Annotated in this window: 16 protein-coding genes; 1 reads left to right on the forward strand and 15 read right to left on the reverse strand. The window is 54.2% G+C overall.

Going from position 1 to position 20,090, the window contains the following annotated elements; translation table 11 throughout:
- Positions 1–5: 5 nt before the first annotated feature.
- The 15 genes from A6F49_RS16460 to A6F49_RS16530 all read right to left on the reverse strand — a co-directional run bounded on the left by A6F49_RS16460 (position 6) and on the right by A6F49_RS16530 (position 19,263).
- Positions 6–1,061: an O-methyltransferase gene (locus A6F49_RS16460; RefSeq protein WP_052499982.1), complete on the reverse strand. Its 1,056-nt coding sequence runs from the start codon at positions 1,059–1,061 to the stop codon at positions 6–8.
- 131 nt (positions 1,062–1,192) lie between these two features.
- The gene (locus A6F49_RS16465) at positions 1,193–3,652 is read right to left on the reverse strand and encodes a glycosyltransferase (protein WP_043055760.1); all 2,460 of its coding nucleotides are present in this window, start codon (positions 3,650–3,652) and stop codon (positions 1,193–1,195) included.
- Positions 3,653–3,654: 2 nt separating this feature from the next.
- Positions 3,655–6,336, reverse strand: coding sequence for a glycosyltransferase family A protein (locus A6F49_RS16470; protein WP_052499983.1), 2,682 nt, complete (start codon positions 6,334–6,336; stop codon positions 3,655–3,657).
- A gap of 46 nt (positions 6,337–6,382) precedes the next feature.
- The gene (locus A6F49_RS16475) at positions 6,383–6,745 is read right to left on the reverse strand and encodes a hypothetical protein (RefSeq protein WP_043056621.1); all 363 of its coding nucleotides are present in this window, start codon (positions 6,743–6,745) and stop codon (positions 6,383–6,385) included.
- A gap of 11 nt (positions 6,746–6,756) precedes the next feature.
- Positions 6,757–8,010 carry a UDP-N-acetyl-D-mannosamine dehydrogenase gene (wecC, locus tag A6F49_RS16480; protein WP_067605892.1) on the reverse strand — a complete coding sequence of 418 codons (1,254 nt, stop codon included), beginning with the start codon at positions 8,008–8,010 and terminating at the stop codon, positions 6,757–6,759.
- A 137-nt stretch (positions 8,011–8,147) separates the two neighbouring features.
- Entirely contained in the window at positions 8,148–11,069 is a 2,922-nt protein-coding gene (locus A6F49_RS17555) for a glycosyltransferase (RefSeq protein ID WP_082911878.1), read from the reverse strand.
- Positions 11,069–12,163 carry an LCP family protein gene (locus A6F49_RS16490; protein ID WP_052499984.1) on the reverse strand — a complete coding sequence of 365 codons (1,095 nt, stop codon included), beginning with the start codon at positions 12,161–12,163 and terminating at the stop codon, positions 11,069–11,071. The genes A6F49_RS17555 and A6F49_RS16490 overlap by 1 nt, the downstream gene beginning before the upstream one ends.
- A gap of 66 nt (positions 12,164–12,229) precedes the next feature.
- Positions 12,230–13,129, reverse strand: coding sequence for a bifunctional DNA-formamidopyrimidine glycosylase/DNA-(apurinic or apyrimidinic site) lyase (mutM, locus tag A6F49_RS16495; RefSeq protein ID WP_043055763.1), 900 nt, complete (start codon positions 13,127–13,129; stop codon positions 12,230–12,232).
- Complete coding sequence (rnc, locus tag A6F49_RS16500; RefSeq protein ID WP_082911879.1) at positions 13,129–13,854, reverse strand: ribonuclease III; 726 nt, start codon at positions 13,852–13,854, stop codon at positions 13,129–13,131. The genes mutM and rnc overlap by 1 nt, the downstream gene beginning before the upstream one ends.
- 1 nt (position 13,855) lies before the next feature.
- Complete coding sequence (rpmF, locus tag A6F49_RS16505) at positions 13,856–14,059, reverse strand: 50S ribosomal protein L32 (RefSeq protein WP_043055764.1); 204 nt, start codon at positions 14,057–14,059, stop codon at positions 13,856–13,858.
- A gap of 2 nt (positions 14,060–14,061) precedes the next feature.
- Complete coding sequence (locus tag A6F49_RS16510) at positions 14,062–14,673, reverse strand: YceD family protein (RefSeq protein WP_043055765.1); 612 nt, start codon at positions 14,671–14,673, stop codon at positions 14,062–14,064.
- Between the two features lie 207 nt (positions 14,674–14,880).
- Positions 14,881–15,351: a pantetheine-phosphate adenylyltransferase gene (gene coaD / locus A6F49_RS16515; RefSeq protein WP_043055766.1), complete on the reverse strand. Its 471-nt coding sequence runs from the start codon at positions 15,349–15,351 to the stop codon at positions 14,881–14,883.
- A 64-nt stretch (positions 15,352–15,415) separates the two neighbouring features.
- Positions 15,416–15,985: an RsmD family RNA methyltransferase gene (locus tag A6F49_RS16520; protein WP_043055767.1), complete on the reverse strand. Its 570-nt coding sequence runs from the start codon at positions 15,983–15,985 to the stop codon at positions 15,416–15,418.
- Positions 15,986–15,988: 3 nt separating this feature from the next.
- A complete protein-coding gene (locus A6F49_RS16525; RefSeq protein ID WP_235605045.1) occupies positions 15,989–18,157 on the reverse strand; it encodes an ATP-dependent DNA helicase RecG in 2,169 nt (722 codons plus the stop codon).
- Positions 18,158–18,186: 29 nt separating this feature from the next.
- Positions 18,187–19,263 carry a DAK2 domain-containing protein gene (locus tag A6F49_RS16530; protein WP_067605895.1) on the reverse strand — a complete coding sequence of 359 codons (1,077 nt, stop codon included), beginning with the start codon at positions 19,261–19,263 and terminating at the stop codon, positions 18,187–18,189.
- A 167-nt stretch (positions 19,264–19,430) separates the two neighbouring features.
- Between A6F49_RS16530 and A6F49_RS16535 the strand changes: the two genes are divergently transcribed.
- Entirely contained in the window at positions 19,431–19,970 is a 540-nt protein-coding gene (locus A6F49_RS16535) for a DUF3515 family protein (RefSeq protein WP_067605898.1), read from the forward strand.
- The last annotated feature ends 120 nt before the right edge of the window (positions 19,971–20,090 follow it).

Genomic DNA, 20,090 nt, shown 5'->3' on the forward strand with positions numbered 1-20,090 from the left:
TCCAGCTAGTTGCTACGTCGCTGTAATACCGCCAGACGGCTAGTCCCATGCTCAATCCGATGAAAATCCGGGTAGGCTTCCAGCCAAGCGTCAACTATGTCAGCTTCGTCTTTCCGATGGGCATCATCAAGAATAACGAGGGCATCTGGAGCCAGACGGTCAACAAGCTTCGGCAAAGATGGGTAACGTGCCTGGGGTCCTGTTGCTTGTGGTGGCCCGTCAGCGAGGAGCAGTTCAATGTCATGCTGGTCTGCTAAGGCATCGGTAGAATACCAGTTAAATGTACGTCCGTCGCATTCGGTATTCTCCAGAGGTGCGAAACGACAATCTACCTGTTCTTCGAGCTGATGACGTGCAATTGCTTGCTTCGTAAGCGCTAAATATTTTTCTAAGTGGTCTAGAGAAACCAGTTGGCCACCGTATGCTCGACACAAATAGCCCAACCAGATGGTTGAGGTACCGCTGCCCAACTCAAGAATACGCTTCGGTTTATGCTCTTCAACCAGCGTTACGAGATGTCCTAGCGCTTGCGCGTCGATGGCAAAGCCCCCGGTGTTCGGCATTGGCAGTTTGAGATCGTCATACCGTCCGTATAATTGCAGCATCGCTTCGATTTCATGTGTGCTGTCCCGCACAGTGGCTCGGACGTTCCGGGCGTTATCACGCAGGATGTTTCGAAGAGTTTGTTCCAGGTCCTCTATTCTTGATTTGACTTGGTTGTGGGCCCGTTGTGAATAATCCTTTGAATCACGAACCAACTCGTCTGTCCTTCGGACCTGTCGTTGCAGCTGCGCATGAGACTTTTCAAAACCCTGCGTCGCTACGTTGATTCTTGCAGCTAGTTTTTGCGTTGTAGTTTTCGCGTTACGTTCACTGGTGCGAACGTTGTGTGTCATGAACTGAATACCAAAGAAGATAAATATGACTGTCAGCAGAAGGGCGATGTAACCCGTAACCGCGACAAGTACCCACTGCTCGTATGCCACTGCTAAGGTCCCGATCACAGCCAGCACCAGGAGGGTAACAATACCTACGAGGCTGATTTTACGCAATCGCGTCATGTGTGTTCTCCAGTCCTGATGTGACGGTGAAACTTCCCAGTTAATACTATGCTCAGATCTTGCCCTAATTCAGAGGACAAACCCGAAGGACATAGAGATTCTTCACCAATTGAGCTGTGTATGACTGTAGTCTATGATGCTGTCAGATGCTGGTAGCTTTCGACAAAAGTCTTGACTACGATACCCCAGTTCCGGTTCTCAACGACCCATTCACGGCCATGTTGTCCCAGTGTACTTCGCAATCCTGGCTCATCTATGAGCCGCTGAATAGCACGCGCAAAATCTTCTACATCGCCACTTCGGAATACGAGGCCACGTTCATTATTTCCAGTAATTTCTAAAAGTGGTTCCACGTCGCTGACGATAATGGGTTTGGCCAGAGCCAGCGCTTCAAACGGCTTCAGGGGCGTGATCGTTTCGGTAGCTCCGGTCGATCGTCGTGGATAGACCAAGACGTCCATTTGCATATACTGGTCTATCACTGCTTCGTGAGGGACTCTCCCCGTGAGTTCAAATACTTCCTCAAGACCCGATGTTTTGATAAGGGAACGAACGGCATTGTATTGTAGCCCGTCTCCCACCATACGGACACGGACCCGAGTTCCATCGGCAATGAGGATCTTGACTGCTTCGACAATGTCCTCAAGTCCCTCGTAGTCTTGGAAACTGCCGAGATATCCGATGGTGAATACTTCGTTATCGGGTAGGGGTAACGGTGTAAAACTATCTACGTTGACCGCGTTGGGAGCAACCTGGATTTTATCTACGTCTACTCCGCGATCGATAGCGATCTGTCGCACTGCCTCGTTCATGACCACCAGTTGATCGACCTTCGTCATGATAAGCGTTTCAGCAAGTTCTGCAAATGCTGACCTCTTGAGCAAGTGCGACGCATACTCACGATCTTGATATACCAACTCCCAAAGGCCGCTGACTTCATAAAGGACTTTTAGACCGAGTTCACGTGCTGCGATCAGCGCGGGTAATGCGATCAAAAACGTCGATCTGACATGGATAATTCCAATCCCACGTTGCTTGAACAGAGCTTTAAACGGTTCGACGAATGACATCATGTAGCGGATTTCGCCGTGGTTTCGGGTGACGTCAGTAGCAGGAAGGCGTTGGTACACGACTTCGTCAACAGTCACTGTAGACGGCTCTGTTAAGGCACCCGCTGGAAAACCTGGGCGGGTCACGGCCGTGATCTGTATGCCAGCATTCCGCAAGGATTTCAGGATTCCATGGGCACGGATGGCGTAGCCACCGGTCTGATCCGGTACAGAAGCGTGGGTCACGCAGAGTATCTCATCCGGGTTCGCAACCTGAGCAACGTCTACGGTGGATGGAAGGTGCACTACACGGTCGACCAGTGCCAGAGCCGCCTGAGCTTCACCTAAAAAGAAGCGAAAAGCAGGTTCGGATCCATAAGGAGTTTGGTTGATGTAATCGGTAACCTCTGAGAAGCGATTTTCGCCAAAAAGTTGTGCGGTTCGAACGAGGTGCTGATAGTAACTGCCACTTTCGGAAAGCTCTGAGGCACTATTTCGATGGATCCAAGCTTCTCCCACCAACCGCATTGCCAGTCTAGAACGAAACATGCTGACACGTTGAGTAGCTGGTAGCTTCCCCAAGAAGGCTAAAGCAAGAGCTCTTACGTCATCAGCTTGATACGTCGTGCGAGATGCAGAAAATTCCCGGCGGCGAAATCCCCAGATAGGTTGAGATGGGGTCATGGCTCGAACCAGCCCATCGTCTATAGGACAGAGATTGATACCTTCACGAAGGAGACCTGATACCGCGAGTAGTACGCTAATCTGATCATATATTCCGGCCGACCCAAGCCCATGGAGCTTTTGACCGGTATGAACTTCAGTGACATCCCATCTATTGATGGCTTCTGGTTCTGTCGCAATCCGCCAGTATGGGGTCCACAGCGCTGCAGGGGTTGATAAAACAAAATTATCCGGAGTGTGGGGTTCTACACTGATCTCTAGACAGGGAGCAGCAAGCACTTGGTGAAGAACTCGCGCCCACTCGTTTTCTTCGGCCGCAAAGGTAATGATGGCAAGCTGGAAGACCCGAATGCCTGCTTCAAAATAATGTTGCAGAACAGCACCAATATCTTCTATGCCGAATTTTTGAATCTTGGTCCGTTCCACCAACTTCTGGATGGAGGTAGTTCGACCGCTCCAAACCGGAGCATCAGGACGGCGAAGATTAGTGCCGTCACCGATGAGTCGCCAGTCTTTGATCGAATACGTGGTGTAACCGGTGCGTTCCCGGAGTATTTGGAAGTGCTCTGCCAGATCTGGGCGGAGTTTCAAGACAGCTTCCGTATCCCCGATGCGCGCTAGGACCCGAGGTCCGTACTTCTTCCAGCTCGTGTGACGAATGGTATCCAAAAGCTTGATTGCGTCGGACACACTCTCTAAACCCGCTATAAGCCGATGTAAGAGGAGCTCTTGTATCCCGTCAGCTGGTTCGTCGATAATTGAAGAGAAGAATTCGAGGGACTCAAATTGTGCAATTCGATGTATTCTGGACCGCAGTAACGCGTCCAGATACTGTCGTTGCCAGCCTTGCAGTGCCATATCTAATTGTCCCCGCTCGTCTGCTGCTCGGTCACTTCGCTCACGGTTACGGCCCAAAACTCTTGGGCTTCTTGAGACTGCCAGTCGTGTTCTTCATACATTTGACCCAGTTTCGCAATCGTCTCAATAGCTCCGGAGCGTTGGTCTGCAGGTACATCTGCCAACTTCCGCAGATACCATCCTGTGAAGAATGTTTCCATACGGGTTTCGCGGTATTTGGCAAGCAAACCGACTTCGCTCAGCCATTCGCTTCTTGCTTGTTCTAATGGCAAGTATTTGTCGAAGAATCTAGCGTTGACCGTGTTGACTACTGAATTCTCAACTTGCGCATAGTAAGTATGTGCAGCCAGTTTCAAGATTGCAAAGGTATCGGCGTAGTACAACATCTGTTGGAAAAAATATGAATCCTGTCCTACAGCCCCTACAGGTTGTGAAATACCGGTAGCCCGCAACCAATCGGTACGAGCCACCAACGCCTGAATACTGATGGGCATAAATTGCATATCCACGAGAGCTTGGGCTCCCCCACGACCGACATGACCTTCAATACCAAGACGATCTTGGAGGAACTTGGTGTAGCGAACAGCGGCATTACTTCCCCGCCATCTCGTCATATCTCCCACCGCAAAATCAACGTCTGCTTCGATCACGGTATGCAGGAGTTTCACGTATGCGTCGTTGAGCGCTTCATTATCAGGGTCAAGATACGTCACGTAGTCGCAGCTTGCCAATTCGAGCCCTTTATTGCGTGGCCGCGATGCGCTGCCAGATCCGCCTGGCTCAAAACGATAGACCTGAACCCAGTTCAGCTCACGCTCAAGTTGATCAATCGCTTGCGTGGTAGCAATATCGGTAGAGCCATCGTCCACAAGTACAATTTCCAGCTGCTCGAAGATGCTGGATCTACGAAGGGAAGCGATGCACTTATGTAATAAATGCGGACCGTTGTTGTAAATCGGGACAACCACGGAAAGAATAGCCTGTTTCTTCGAACGTTCTGGCTCGTCTGTCAGCTCAAGAGATGAGTCTCGAGCTGTAATTCCGATTTCATCAATCCGATAGCCATTTCTCGGATTGATGTTGGCAGGGGCATCGGCAATAAACTCTGCCCCCATAGTCGATACGTTTGTGGGTTCTGCGTAGGTATGCCGGATCGAGTGTCCAATACCTGATGGGATCTTCTCGACAGTGCGTGCGTCGGTGTAGCGAAACGCATTCACAAGATCTTCTACGTGAGTCGGGGCGTATTCGTAATCCGTGCCGACGTGAACAATGACGTCCGCTTGCGTCTGTAACTGGTGTACGTCTGATATGGATTCTGTCCCGACAACATCAACGATGTTGCCATAGGTCTGGCGTTTGAGTTCGGTGCTCAGGTATTCATCGTCATCATGTTTGAGGATGACAACCCGTGGGTCTGCGATTCGTGCGGTGCTACCGACTGTTTCGATGATCTTTGCAATGCGCATCAGTGCTAGATCATTGGAGAACACCGTGCGAATACCGTCCGCCTGAATCGCTCTGATGTGCTTGTCGCTGAGGTTATTGAGGGCGGCGAGTGTGTCGGTAAAACCGTTGCTGATATGCACGTGAGGATAGCGTGAATTCAACCCAACGTTGTAGTTACTCAGCACGAATGTGCCCTGGGCTTGAAGTTCTATAGCGCGATTCGCAAACATCGACGATGAACTCGAAACCGAATTGAAGTTAATGCTCACATCTGCCAGCCGTTGAATATCCAGCAATGACTGATGATCTATTGCTGGAGTGGTGATATGAGCAAAACGATTCGGAAATTTATAGCGCTCATCTTCAAGACCGGAGTTGCGGTCAAAAATAACGAGATCGTAACGGTCTGACGCAACGACTGCATCCAGAATCTCATTACCCCAGCGGCTACGGTCTTCATATTTATGGTTAAACCATGAACCGGCAAACGGAACGATCCGTTGGATGTCTCCTTGTTGGCTTCCAATGGGAGAATGATGCTTCGGGTTAATCCCAAACGGCAAGACATCAATGCTCTTGGCACCGGGGCAATCACGCTGGTATTTCGGAATCATTTCTTCGGCTGATGTGAAAATATGATCAGCCTGCTGAGCAAATGGCAGGAAATGATTGTAGTTTGGCGGATCTTCTTTTGAATAGAAGACAATCGGTACATTTAGGGCACGATAATAGGGCAGAATCTCTTCGAAGAGCTTCTCTCGTTTCTCGCTGGTCTTGGTCGTGACACCTTTCCAGGACACCCCATCAATACCCCGCCAAGTTGAGACCATCAACAAGATATCTAGATCAGGAAACTGCGTGTAGTTATCCGGATAGATCGGTTGGAAGTCCGCGAGGCCTTCAAAGCTTTTATAGAGAAACAGATCGGCGATAATACCAATCTTGGTGGTGAAGGGTTTATTCGCAATACCTGCACTTGCTGGTGGCAAGCCTGCGATCTGTTCTAGAAGAGCTGCTCGAAGTTCTTGTCCCGTAGGCGCCGACAAAGCATACTGAAGTCGTTCATTGATCGGCTGCGCCTTGATCGCTGTGATCTGTTCCAAGGGACTTCTTGAAACGAGATCTTGATAGACCACTGCACGTTTAGCGACTGCTCGCTTTTGCAACGACAATTCATCGAGGCGCTTCTGGAGGACATCGAATCGGCGTGGTGAAGACTCTGGTGCCAGACCCATAATTGAAACACCTTCTTTATGCTATGTAAGGGAGCGTAGAAACGGACTACTTTCCGCGATTTTTGAGACCGTGGTAGGCGCGATGCACCCCGGGGAGTTTGCCGAGTGCGCCTCGAACGCGTTTGCGCAAGGATCGATTCTTTGGCGCATTCGCTTCTTCCGGTTTTTGAAGTTCAACGGCAAGATCGCTGCCTTCCGTTATGCGTTTCAGCAACCCTTTGGCATCATTCACGCGATTAGGGTGCTTACGTTGTAGATAGGCCCACAGTAAGTCGTTTTCCAGACGAAGATTCCGCTCACTTTCGAGTGCAACAGTGAGTTCCGTTTGCAGACGTTGTTGGGCCTCAAGCTCTTCAAGAAGACGTTGTTGAAGAGTCTCAAGACTAGCTTCGTCTAAGTTTTTGCTCATATTTGGACAGTCTACTTGCTGTCGCGCCATTGGCCGCGGGTGTCGATGACGCGTTTCTCGTAGGCTTTGGGTCCCAGGTCGGCGAAGGCAGCGTGGTCGACGAGCAGTACGACAATGTCGGCCGCGTCGATGGCCTCGTGGACGCCGGCCAGGGTTAGGTTGTCGAAGCCTTGCAGGCGAGCCGGCAGCGCATCAATATGAGGCTCCACCGCGAGGATCTTGGAACCGGTGAATTCGGTGGCCAGGGCTTCGGTAATGTTCAGGGCCGGCGATTCACGGAGGTCATCAATATTCGGTTTGAATGCCAGCCCCAGGGTGGCAATCACCGGGGTGCGCCCGGTGGCCTGGTGGACGTCAAAGGCTTCGGCCTTGATTTGACGGATCACCCAGTCGGGTTTGGCGTCATTGATTTCCCGGGCGTTGCGGATAATGGTGGCCGTATCGGGGGCGGCGGCAACAATAAACCACGGGTCTACGGCGATACAGTGCCCGCCGACGCCGGGGCCGGGCTGCAGAATATTGACCCGTGGGTGCCGGTTGGCCAGCTCGATGACTTCCCACACATCCACACCGATCTCATCGGCAATCATCGACAACTCATTGGCAAAGGCGATATTGACATCGCGGAAGGAGTTTTCCACCAGTTTCGACATCTCCGCAGTCCGCGGATCCGTGGTCACCAGCTCAGCCTCACAGAACGTGCGATACACCGCCACGGCCCGCTCGGCAGCTTCGGGGGTAGACCCGCCAATGATCCGGTCATTGGTGACCAATTCCTGCATCACCTTGCCCGGCAACACGCGTTCCGGGGCGTGGGCAAACTGCAGGCTGCCCGCCGCGGCCAGATCCGGGCGTTGCTCGTGAATGACCTCGGCCAGCCGTTCCGTCGCTCCGGGAGGCGACGTCGACTCCAAAATAATGAGCTCATCACCGGATAACTGGGCGGCCAGGGTACGCCCGGCGGCCTCAATATACGACAGATCCGGGGTCTTATTGGCCAAAAACGGAGTCGGCACCGCCACGATGTAGGCATCAGCGGCCGGGGGCTCGGTGGTCGCAGTCAGCCGGCCGGCGGCCACATTACGGGCCACATAATCGCCCAGTTCGGGTTCCACAAACGGCACCGATCCGGCATTGACCGCCTCGACCGTTGCCGGGTTGACGTCTACACCGTAGACGCGCAGCCCATTGTCGGCCAAGATCGCCGCCGTGGGCAACCCGATGTAGCCCAGCCCGATCACGGCAACACTGGAAATATTCGACATTCACTATCCTTCTCACGGCACGGATTGGTACCAAACGTTGCTGGAGTCAATAAAGATTCCAAGCTATCCAGCTGACTATTATAAGTCAAAACCAACGTCAGCCCATCGAAGTCGGTCACCTAACTGGATTTCTTCTGTTATCTCGCCAAAATCTGACGATAAAGTTCATCGTATTTTTTGGCATTTGCCTGCCATGTGCGTTCCTCTAAAACCCACTGTCTTCCAGCCTGACCCATCTGTCGTGCAAGATCAGGGTTATCCAGCAAACTCGCTATGGCTGCTGCCCAGGCCGCCGGATCTTCCGCAGGCACCAGAAGTCCGGTCTTTTCATGATGGACTAATTCGGATAATGCAGGCAAATCGGAAGCGATGACTGGCTTAGCGCTGGCCGAAGCTTCGACGGACTTCATAGGGGTCACCATTCGGGTGACTTTGGTAGAGATCCTTGGCACCACGAAAATATCGAGTGCCTGATGATAAAGGTGAGACTCGTCTCGATCGACGCGGCCTGGCGCAATCACTCGGTCTTCAATACCAAGCTTTCTTGCGGTTTCTACAATATTTGGTAATGCTGTGCCATCTCCTACGATTAATAACCGCAGTTTCGGACGTTCTGGCATGATTTTTGCGGCTGCTTGAACGACAGTCTCGATACCCTCATACGGAACTAATGAGCTGACAGTGCCCACATATTCGAGTTCTGGGTCGAGGCCAAGATCGATGCGTGCTTGCGTCGTGTCGCCTGGTTCCTGAAGAAATTGGCCACCCACAGCATTGGGAGACAATACGATGCTTTCGCTGTCAGCACCGAAATCGACCAGGTTCGCCTTCATCTGCTCCCCCAAAGTCACTAAGCCGTCAGCAGCTAAGGTCGCATCTTTTTCACGCGCTTGGAATAAACGGTAATAGTCCGAGTGGATTGCATCTTCATCCCGGGTGGAGGCCCATGTGTCAGCTAATTGGCCTCGTACCTCATACACCCACGGGATACCAACAGCGTTGGCAACAGCCTGGACTACGACTGCGTTGGTCCAGTGTGTGGTGGTATGCAGGAGTGCGGGACGTTTCCACAGAACGTGTTGGAGGAGCATTTCGGCGTTTTGCTGCAATCGCTCACTGAAGTGTGTCTCTAATTGTTGAGGCAATAACCGCTGATACGCAATACCGTCGACGAAATCCTGAGACTCAGCAAGCAGCGCCCCGGTGGTGATGGGCCAGCCAATTCTCGTCACTGCCGACAGATCCCATCCGAGGTCTTGCAGCGCCAGCATGATGGAATGTGAACGCTGAGCATAGCCAGAAGGCGTATGCGGCAGCGAGTTCGTCAGGACATGTAAGACGCGCTCGTTTCTCGGCTGATAATCGTCTACCGAGCGCAGATGCGGCATGGCACCTTGGAAACTGTGGAGCTCAGAGGACCAGCGTTCCACCGTTTTTCGTTCTCGCTCAGCGGTCTTCATGAGTTCCACGGCCTGCTCCATATCCCCACGGGTCCATGACACCCAAGCGCGTGCCGCAACAAGGCCCCGGGTGTTCGGCCGCACTCGATCAAGCAACCACTCAGCAGTCTCCAGGTCGCCAAGAGCAATAAAGACCCGAGCGTAGTCGATGATTTTCCGGTCGCTGCCACGTTTGCCAAGTAGGGAGCTCGCCTGTGATTTGAGTTCATCGGTTCGGCCGAGCACTGCCTTACCAACGGCGGAAACCGTGTCGAGCGGTCCACCGTTGAAGTTCGAGGCGGCTGTAGCTATTGGTTCGCGCAGTCGCTGCGGCAAACGGCGCAGGACGAGTAAGCCAAATAACGCTCGGTTATTTTTTAGGTGCTCTAATGCAGCCGTAGCTGAGATTGACGCCGCTGTTGAGGAACGTTTGAGCAAATTCGTCGTGGTTTTTTGTGGAAGTTTTCGTTTCAAGACTGAATCCAGTTTCATTATTTGCGCCGTATCCGAGGCATGTTCAGCGACCCAGGCGGGGCCCGCTTCCTGCACAGGAGTCGAATACGGATCTTGTGCCAAACCTAGCCAGGTATTAGCCAGCGACTGTGGGTTATCTTGCACCACCGCGTGCTTGCCAGACTCCCTCAATATTTCCGCTGCCTCGCCACAGATAACGCCTGTGATGTGCTTGCCATAAGACAGTAGTTCGTAGGTCTTTGAAGGTACCGTATGAGCAAAGCTTGCCCAATCGGAACGCAAACTCACCATGCACGTATCTGCCCATTGATACTGCTCAATTGTTTCGTGTCCGAATGTGGGTTCCAACATTTCTACAGGGTTATCCAGTGAATCGTTAAGATCCTGCAGGGCGGGTTTCTGTGTACCATCACCCACGAATCGGATACGAATATCTGGATTCTGCGCTCGAGCTATACTCGCGGCTTCAATAAGTAGTTCTAATTGCTGGGACTCACCATGATTACCTAGATACAACACATTAAGTTCACCAGCGTTACGATCACGTGCTGGCAGAAGCTGGATGTTGTCTGTTTGTCGACTATTAAAGATGACTTCAACCGGTGGCATATTGCGTTGCTCTAAGGTCTCGGCAAAGCCCCGAGTTACTGCAATGAGCTGATCGGAAGAACGCTGAATGCGAGTGATGGTCTCGGCAACTAGGGTGCCAAAGGCTTTGCCGCCCGTTTCAGATTCAAAGATCAGATCTGGCCAGGCGTCACGCATCTCGACCACGAACGGGACACGCTTCATCCAGGCAATCACTCTGCCCGCTACAAGATTGGGTAGTGCAGGCACCGTAGCAACAACAATGTCCGCATCTGAGAGCACAGACAGGGGCACTGACGTCACAGCATGGACTACTGCTTTGGCTAATCTACCGCCTCGGCTATCCGGCAGAAACCCAACGTCGGGCGTACGGCGTATCCGCAGATGCGGTTCCCCATCCTGTGTGGGATCGACATACCGCGGATCAGCCGGAGGTGTTAAGACTTCAACATCCCAACCAGCAGAGGCCAGTCCTGCTAAGAACTTCTTCCACCGACGTTGTGGTGCAGTCGATTCAGGAGTATATGAATGGGTAACGAGCAGTAAACGGCGATTCACTACAGAACTGTATCTTCCGGTGTGACGGGTGCTTCTTCCAGCGGGGCTTCCTCAGTAGGTGCTCCAGTGCCTTCAGTGCGTTCTTGTTCGAGACGCGCTTCAAGCTCTTCAACGAACTCTGCCATTGTGCCTTCATCCATAGCTGTGCGCATTTCGATCAGGCTTTCTTCGTCAGGCCATACCACCGACGCTCCCCCAGGGGTTGTCCCAGTTCCGGTGTTCGGGATGGTGAAGCTTGTGATAGCGGATGGTCGCAGCTTGTTCATGGACAGGCCGTAATTGACGAGCGTTTCTGCATCTAGCGACTCATCCACGGTGAGATACGGTGTGAATGCACTGACCATGCCAGAGATCTTCGTAGGGTTCGTTAGCGTGGCGGAGTCTAGAACGCCAGTGGCGATACCTGTTAGGAACTTCTGTTGGTTCTTCACCCGTTGGTAGTCCCCATCGATGAAGGCTTTTCGCTCTCGAACAAAGCGAAGGGCGTCTGTGCCCTCTAACCGGATTTTGCCTTCTGGGTAGTAGCTGGGGTTGACCTGACCAGCAGAGAACGCCATATCGTTGTCAATTTCTACCCCACCAAGTGCAGTTGTGAGGTCTCGGAAGCCATCAAAATCGATGACCACCATGTGGTCGATCTCGGCTCCGGTGAGACCTTCGATGGTTTTAATCGTCAGCGGGTAACCACCATAGGTCTGGGCCGAGTTAATTTTGGACATCCCAACGTCTGGGATCTCAACCCACAGGTCACGCATAATCGACATCACGTACATTTCTTCACGTGATTCTGGAACGTGCACGAGCATCATGGTGTCAGAACGTTGCTCTTCGGATTCCTCGTCCTCGCGCGCGTCTGAGCCCAAGACCAGGATGTTCATCTCCCCGTCGTCGAATGCGGCGGTTTCCTGATTGATGCCAGTTTCGACAACTTCGCGGTTGGTATCAAAATCATCTGCCAGTTGGGTAGTGAACTGCGAGGCCGCAAAAACGGTGGAACCCAACACGAGGGCGGCTGAGCAAACAATTGACAGGGCTGCACCGCGCCGAGGTAAGCGAACGCGGCCGACACGCTTAGGTGCTGGCGGTTGGCGCATATGCAGGCAGCTTCTTTCTGATCGGATGCGTGGTTATAAAACTGTTATGGACGAGTATAGACGCTTTTACCACCGCGCACGGCGCGGTACGGGTTGACATTTCGGACAATAATACGATGACCGGTTCATGAACTTCTGACGCACAATGAGCGTGTAAGTTCCGTCATCTCGACAGACCAGGCACGGTTTGCCCTCTCGCCCATAGACATTCAATGAACGATCAAAGTAACCAGATTCTCCGTTGACATTCACATATAGAGTGTCGAAAGAGGTGCCGCCCTGCGCTAAGGCTAAACGCATCACCTGTTCAGCAGCTGTATAAACCCTGGAGACTTCATTACGGGTCAAGGTCTCAGTTGGCCTGGCATAATGTAGTCGAGCGCGAAATAGTGCCTCGTCTGCGTAAATGTTGCCGATTCCAGAAGAAACTGATTGATCCAGCAACGCACGCTTGAGGCTGGATTTTTTCTTGCGAAGCCGGCGGAACATGGCCTCGGCGCTAAAGAGGGGGTCCAACGGATCTCGCCCAATATGTGCCACAGTCTGTGGAATGAGTTCTTCCGGATGATCCTGTGCCGGTACCAGCGTGTCAAGATATAGTCCGCCGAAAATTCGTTGATCGACAAACCGTAGTTCTTGTACGCGATCATCGCGACAGATCGTGATGCGAATTTTCAGATGCTTCGGATCAGCGATGTCAGGGTCAGACACGAGAACTTGGCCAGACATGCCAAGATGAATGACTATCGCCCGATAGCCCTCATCGAATGCAATCCACAGATACTTGCCGCGTCGGTAACTTGCTTCGAGCCGTTGGCCGACGAGACGAAAAATAAAATCCTCAGGACCATCGACGTGGCGACGCAGGCTGCGTTGATCCAATATTTCAACGGCGGTAACGTGAGCATTATTGGCCCACTGCTGTACACCGCGTCGGACGACTTCAACTTCAGGTAATTCAGGCATTACGGTTTTTCGATGTCACTCAAACTGTGCCAGGCGGCCAGGCGTTCTGCATCTTTTTTCGTTTTCGCTTGTGCTGTTGCGTAGCTCTTACCGCCGACAACCAAGGTTGCGCTAAAGGTGCGATCGTGGTCTGGTCCGGTCCCCTCAATCCGATATTCGATGGGCCCGAGGCCGTTTTTGTCCACGGCGATTTGCACCTGGGTTTTCCAGTCTTTCCCGGCTCCCATGATGTGCTCGTTGTCCAGCAACGGAATGACGTGCTGTTTGACGATAGTCCATGCGGCATCAAATCCGGCGTGCAGATATGTCGCGCCGATCAGCGCCTCGAATGTGTCTGCCAGGATCGAATCTTTATTACCACCGTGTGTACGGATCTCCCCTTCACCTAAGAAGATGTGGGACCCAAGATCTATTCCACGTGCGACGTAGGCTAGTGCGAACGTGGAGACGATCGAAGCGCGTTTTTTGGCCAGTTCGTTTTCTGCTTCATCGGTAAACGTCTTGTACAGGTAATCCGTTACAAGAACCCCAAGCACTGCATCGCCGAGAAACTCAAGCCGCTCATTGGTGGGCAACCCATCGTGCTCAAACGCGTAAGACCGGTGAGTTAAAGCAAGACGAAGCATCTCGGGGTCAAAACTGACGCCGAGATGCTTCGATAAGTGTTCTATTGTGTTCTCAGCGGCCCACGAAATATTGGGCTTGGAATGTGCTGAGCTGGTCACTTTAGATGTCTGCGACTTTGCGGCCCTTGTATTCCATGAATAGTGGGGTGCCGGCTGAGTCGGATACGACGTGTGCCTGGTGTGGCAGACGGTATTCTACTTTGCCGTTTTCAACGACCTTGACAAGTTTAGGTGCGGTCGCTTTCCATTGTGCACGGCGTGAGCGCGTGTTGGAACGGGACATTTTCCGCTTTGGTACAGCCACAGTTATCTCTTTTCTTGTTGCTCTGAATTTTCAGATGAAGTTTCTTCGTTTACATTACCCGAAGCAAAATCAGCCAATGCAGCCCAACGCGGGTCTAGCTGTTCGTGGTGGTGATCGGGGCCGGCACCTTCGAGCCGGACTCCGCACTGATCACAGAGACCTTCACAGTCTGGTGAACACCGAGGTTGGAACGGTAATGAGGTTACCAGGGCATCACGCATAATTGGCTCAATATTGATCAAGCCGTGTTCCACGAGATGTTGTTCGTCTGATTCAAGCATCGGATCATGCTCGAATTGGAACAGTTCTTGGATGTCAATGGTGACGGTTTCGGTAATGGGGTCTAGACACCGGGAGCACTGACCTGTGAGTGTGCCCTCCACGGTCCCAGAGACCAAGACGCCTTCATGGACTGAATCGAGGCGAATATCCACTTGCATTGCTGAATCTCGTTCAATTCCTAGAAGAGGAACTGAAAGTTCAGCTGGGGCCGGCCAGGATACTTCAACCTGTTCGGAAGCACCTGGTGCATCGATTAGATCAGTAATCGACAGGACCCATGGTTTCGTTTTATCAGGAAGTGTAACTCCTGATTGAATACTAATTTCTGACATGAGCCGCACCTCCTGGTTGCTCATATAACGAGTCTATTATGTTACCGGTTAGACCGGATGAATGAATACTTAGCATCGCTAAAATTCAGTCAAGGCCAGCCAGTAACTCTAGTCCATAATTTAGTCAGGACAAAATTGGCAACCAAGGAATGTAACGCCGAGGCTTTTCTGATTATTCCAAGATACGCAGAAACCCGCTGAAGGGGTCTATTTCAGACCGAAGCGCTGGGCGACAGCGTATGGGATGAATTCCGAGATGTCCCCTTTGAACCCAACGATTTCTTTGACCAGCGTTGAGGAGACGTGTTGGTAACGAGCGTCGGCTGGCAGGAAGACTGTCTCAACCCCCGAGAGGTGGCGGTTGAAAGTAGCCATGGGCATCTCGTATTGGAGGTCTCCCGAGTTGCGCACCCCTTTGACCAAGGCTTGAGCACCATGTTCACGTGCAAAATCTGCAATCAGTCCGCTGCCCATCGGAATCACGGTGACGCCTTGGATAGCCCGAACGGTCTCGGTAATCATGTCCATACGTTCCTGCAGACTGAACCGGTAAGTCTTTGCCGGATTATTCGATACGGCAACCACTACTTCATCAAAAAGCGAGGCAGCTCTAATGATGATTTCGATGTGGCCGTTGTGGACAGGGTCAAATGAACCGGGGCATACTGCGCGTTGCATACGTGTCAATGTAGTCCATAAAAATAGCGCCTGCTATGTTCGACCAGCGACGTTACGCAAATAGTTAATACCCAGTTCGGCGCACGAAGTAGACCATGGCTTCACCATACCGTCGGGCATCAACCACGTAGGTGTCACGGGGCCATTCTGGTGCGTCAGATTTCGCGGCACGCTCGAGTACAAACAGACCATCATCCATCAAGGCATAGAAAGCCTGGGTGATGGTCACCAGGAGTTGCTCTTCGTCGATGTCATACGGTGGATCTGCCAGAATGACATCCCAACTGGATTCCGGTGTGACCCGTAAGAAGCGTTGAACCGGCATGTGGTTGATGTCAACGATCTGTTGGCCTAATGCCTTATTGACTATGGCAGCGTTTGCTTCAGCGACCTGAGCGGCCGTCCGGGCGTTCTCGACACCGGTCACCTTGGTGGCTCCCCGGGAGGCCGCTTCAACAGCCAAACCACCGGAGCCTGTGTAGAGGTCCAGCACCGCGTTGCCGGCAACCCAGTCCCGAGAATCCAGCCAGGAGAAGATGGCTTCTTTGGTGCGTTCGGTGGTTGGTCTGGTATTTGATCCGGGCACGGATTTTAGGGGCAGTCCCCCGGCGTGTCCGGCGACAATCTTTGACATCGTTTAGTTCTTCTCGAGGTAGTCGGATGATTCTTCGTGGGCAGCTTCCCATTCTTCCACGGCGGCCACCAGTTGCGGATAGGCCGTCAGCTTCTCATCGGTGCTGAGCGCCTGGTTGACCCAGTTTGCGGCGTCGTTGATGAGTTCGGCGTGCTGGATGACCCGCAGGACTTTGAGCTGGCTGGCATAGCCGTGCTGGGCTGCGCCAAGCACGTCGCCTTCACCGCGCTGTTGCACATCGGCTTTGGCGATCTCGAAGCCATCTTCGGTGGACTCAATAATGGCCAGGCGATCCAGCGAGGGATGGTGGTCTGGTAGCCGGGTGGCCAAGAAGCATCGGGCAGCAGCTTCGCCACGGCCTACGCGCCCGCGGAGCTGGTGCAGGGTGGACAGTCCGAAGTATTCGGGATCCAAAATCGCCATGACGGTGGCATTGGGAACGTCCACACCGACTTCGATAATGGTGGTGGCCACGAGGATATCGATCTGGCGAGCCACGAACTCCCCCATGATCTCGTCTTGGGTTTGCTGGTCTTGGCGGCCGTGCAGGCTGTCTACGGTGGCGCTGGCAAAGACGGGGATGTTGCGCAGGGTTTCGGTAATCTCGGCCACGTTGGCGGCGTGCGCGTCTGAGGAGAGGTCGTCGGCGTCGTCATGACCTGCGGTATCCGATGGATCGATCTTGGGACAGACCACAAAGGCTTGTCGTCCGGCGGCGATTTCTTCGGCGATGATTTCCCAGACGCGTTGGATGATCCGGGGGCCGTGGGCCATGCGGGCAAGGTACGTGGTGACCGGTTTGCGCCCGGAGGGCAGCCCATAGAGCACGGTGACATCTAGGTCGCCGAAGACGGTCATGGCCACGGAGCGTGGGATCGGCGTGGCGGTCATGACCAGCATGTGCACCCCGGGGTTGGCTTGGCGTAGGGCTTCGCGCTGATCGACGCCAAAGCGGTGCTGTTCATCAATGACCACGAGTCCGAGGTCGGCGAAATGAACGTTATCGGAGAAGATGGCGTGGGTTGCGATCACGATGCCGGCCTGGCCGGTGGTGATTTTCAGGAGGGCCTCTTGTTTTTGTCCGGTGGTCATCGATCCGGTCAGTAAGACCACTTCAGTGGAGGGCCCTTGCCAGGAGGTCAGTTGCCCGGCGGTGGCCAGTGGGCCCAGCGTGTTGGTGATGGATCGGTAGTGTTGTCCGGCAAGGACTTCGGTTGGGGCGACCAGCACGGCCTGTGCTCCGGCATCTACCACCTGTGCCATGGCACGCAGTGCGACCAGGGTTTTGCCCGAGCCGACTTCACCCTGCAGCAGGCGTGACATTGGGTGTTCGGAGTTGAGTTCGGCTGCGATCTCGGCGCCGGCGTCTTGCTGGCCGCCAGTGAGTTCGAATGGCAGTTGGGCATCGAGATGGGCCAGAATGCCGTGGTCAACGGGCGCATAGGCGGTGGCCGGAATGATTGTGCGGTTGCGCAGGCGGCGGCGTGCCAGCAACGTTTGGAGGATGAGGGCTTCCTGGGCTGCAAAGCGTCGTCGGGCAGCAGCTGCCTGGCTGAGGTTCTCCGGGCGGTGGATGTGTTGATAGGCCACAGATAGGGCTGGCAGGTCCTGATTGAGTTCTGTCAGGAAGTCTTGGGGCACCGGATCGCTAATGGCAGCCCAGTTGATGGCGTCGAGAACGAGCTCGATGGCGGAGCGGATGGTCCATGAGGGAACTTTGGATTTTGCCGGGTAGACGGGGATGGGGGCCAGATCGGTGTGAGAATGTTCGTGTTCTTCGGGCAGGACGGTGAAGTCGGGGTTGGTCAGGGTGAGTTCCCCGCGGTAGGTGGAGGTCTTGCCGTGGAACATGGCCAGCGTGCCGGGGGTGAGTTGGTCTTTGGCGGCCCAGCCGTTGAAGAACGCCATGGACAGAGTGCCGGGCAGGCCGGTGTCGGAGGCTTCGTCTGTGACGGTGACATCGACCAGGAAACCTTTGCGGGCTCGCATTGGACGGTTGGTGGCCGTGAGCACCCGGGCGATGACGGTGACCTGCTCCCCCAGTGGGAGTTGGACGATGGGGGTTAGTTCGCCGCGTTCGATGTAGCGGCGCGGGAAGTAGTTTAGGGCGTGGCCGGTGGTGGTGATCCCAAGGTGCTTTGCTAAGTGCTCGGCGGTTTTGTTTCCGAGCAACGGTGCAAGCGGCTGATTGAAGGGGTCCACTACTTGGGGTCTTCTGTGGTTGCTTCTGTTACGGGGTGGCACTGCGCGTCGACGGTGGTGTTGCCGGCGTGCAGCGGGGTGATGGCCAGGTTTTCGGTGTCGCCCAGTGGGCGGATGAGTTTCATGGCGTCATCGGGTTCTGCCACGTGGACGTGGACGCGCCAGCGGATGGTGCCGTTATCGTCTTCGATGGTGTTGATGGGGCTCATGATGACCGAGTTGCCGATTTCGTTGAGCCCAATGCGCAGGGTGGCGGCATCTAGTGGCGTCAGCTGCAGGGAGCACATGACCTCGTAGGCTTCGGCGACCTGCATGTCTTGGTGGACGTGTGGGTGGGCGACGTGGAAGCCGTGGATGGACTCTAGGATTTCTGGGTCTAGGGATTCGCCTTGGACGGTGGCGCGCAGGGCGTCAAAGACTAAGAGCAGACCGGTGGCGCCGGCGTCGACGACCTGTGCTTCGGAGAGTTCGGCCAGCTGGTTTTCGGTTTCTTCAACAGCCAACCACGCGGTTTCGACGATGCGCGAGGTCATTTCGCCCAGGGTTTTGCGCGAGTTCTGTTGATCTTCGGGCTGCTGGTTAATGGAGCCCCGGAAGTTCGCGGCCGTGGCAGCGGCGGTATCCAGGATGGTCAGCATGGTCCCTTCCTGGGGATCCGACAAGGCGGCCCAGGCGGCGGCACTGGCACGCTGTAGGCCTAAGGCCAGCAGCGGTGCGGTCAGCCGGGTGGCCTTGGAGAGGGGCTCGGCTAGTGCATTGAGCATGACGGCGATCAGGGTTCCGGAGTTGCCTTGGGCGTGGTCCAGGGCGGCGGTTGCTGCGGTGGCTAGGGCTTTGCCGGCGCTGGCGTTGGCATCAACGTCCTCGAGTGCACGGGTGGCGGCTGCCACGGTGTGATAGAGGTTGGAGCCGGTATCGCCGTCGGGCACAGGGAAAATGTTGATCGCGTTGAGCCGGTCGGAGTTGTTGCCGAGGGCTGATTCGGCAAGCTTTAACCAATTGAAGATAAGCTTGGCCGACCCGTGGTCATGTTGAGCACCGGTACTTGGTGGTTGTTGCGTTACTTCAGTCATCATGGTTCATTTCGTGTAGGACCCACTGACAGGTCTACGTCACCTGCAACCATAGTATCGCGGTTGGCCGGTGTCACGTGGGCGCGCAGCGCGAGGCGCGCATTTCCTTGGTAGCCGCCAGGGGCGAAAACTGACGGGAGCGGGTGGGTGAGTGTTTTAGTGTTAGTGGTATGTCGAAAACAACTCGTGTCATCCGTGGTGCCGCACTGGCGGCCGTTGCTGGTCTGAGCCTGACGGCCTGTACGTCCCTGGTGGCCGGTATTGAGGTTGCACCGGATGCCACGGATCCATTGTGTGCTGAGGCCATGGTGGCTATGCCCGAGGAGATTGCCGGGCATGAGCGGCGTCGGACTGATTCGCAGTCTACGGCGGCCTGGGGGGATCCTGCCGTGGCGGTGTTCCGCTGTGGCGTGGAGGTTCCTGGCCCAACCACTGATGAGTGTGTTGGGGCCAATGGCGTGGATTGGGTTGTTCGCGAAGAGGGTACCAACTGGCGCATTACCACCTATGGGCGGCAACCGGCCATGGAAGTGCTCTTTGATGGTGAGCGGGTTTCGTCGTCGTCGATCATGGTGGATATTGGTAATGCTGCCGCACGAGTTCCGGCCGAGGGTGGGTGCACCGATCCGGCCGATGCCCAAGTCATTCCGGGTGTGGATGATCTGGATGATCGCATTCCTGAGGGTGTTGCCCCACAGGAAGGCCAGTGATACGCCTCACGAAACTTCGGCGTGGACTTGTACTCCACCTTTATATACTTCCACTTCGTGCAGCACCCTGACTGGGTTCTAATGCATCTAAACTATACTCTCATACTGCTGTATGTTCCT

The organism is Enteractinococcus helveticum (assembly GCF_001657475.1).
Lineage (GTDB): Bacteria > Actinomycetota > Actinomycetes > Actinomycetales > Micrococcaceae > Yaniella > Yaniella helvetica.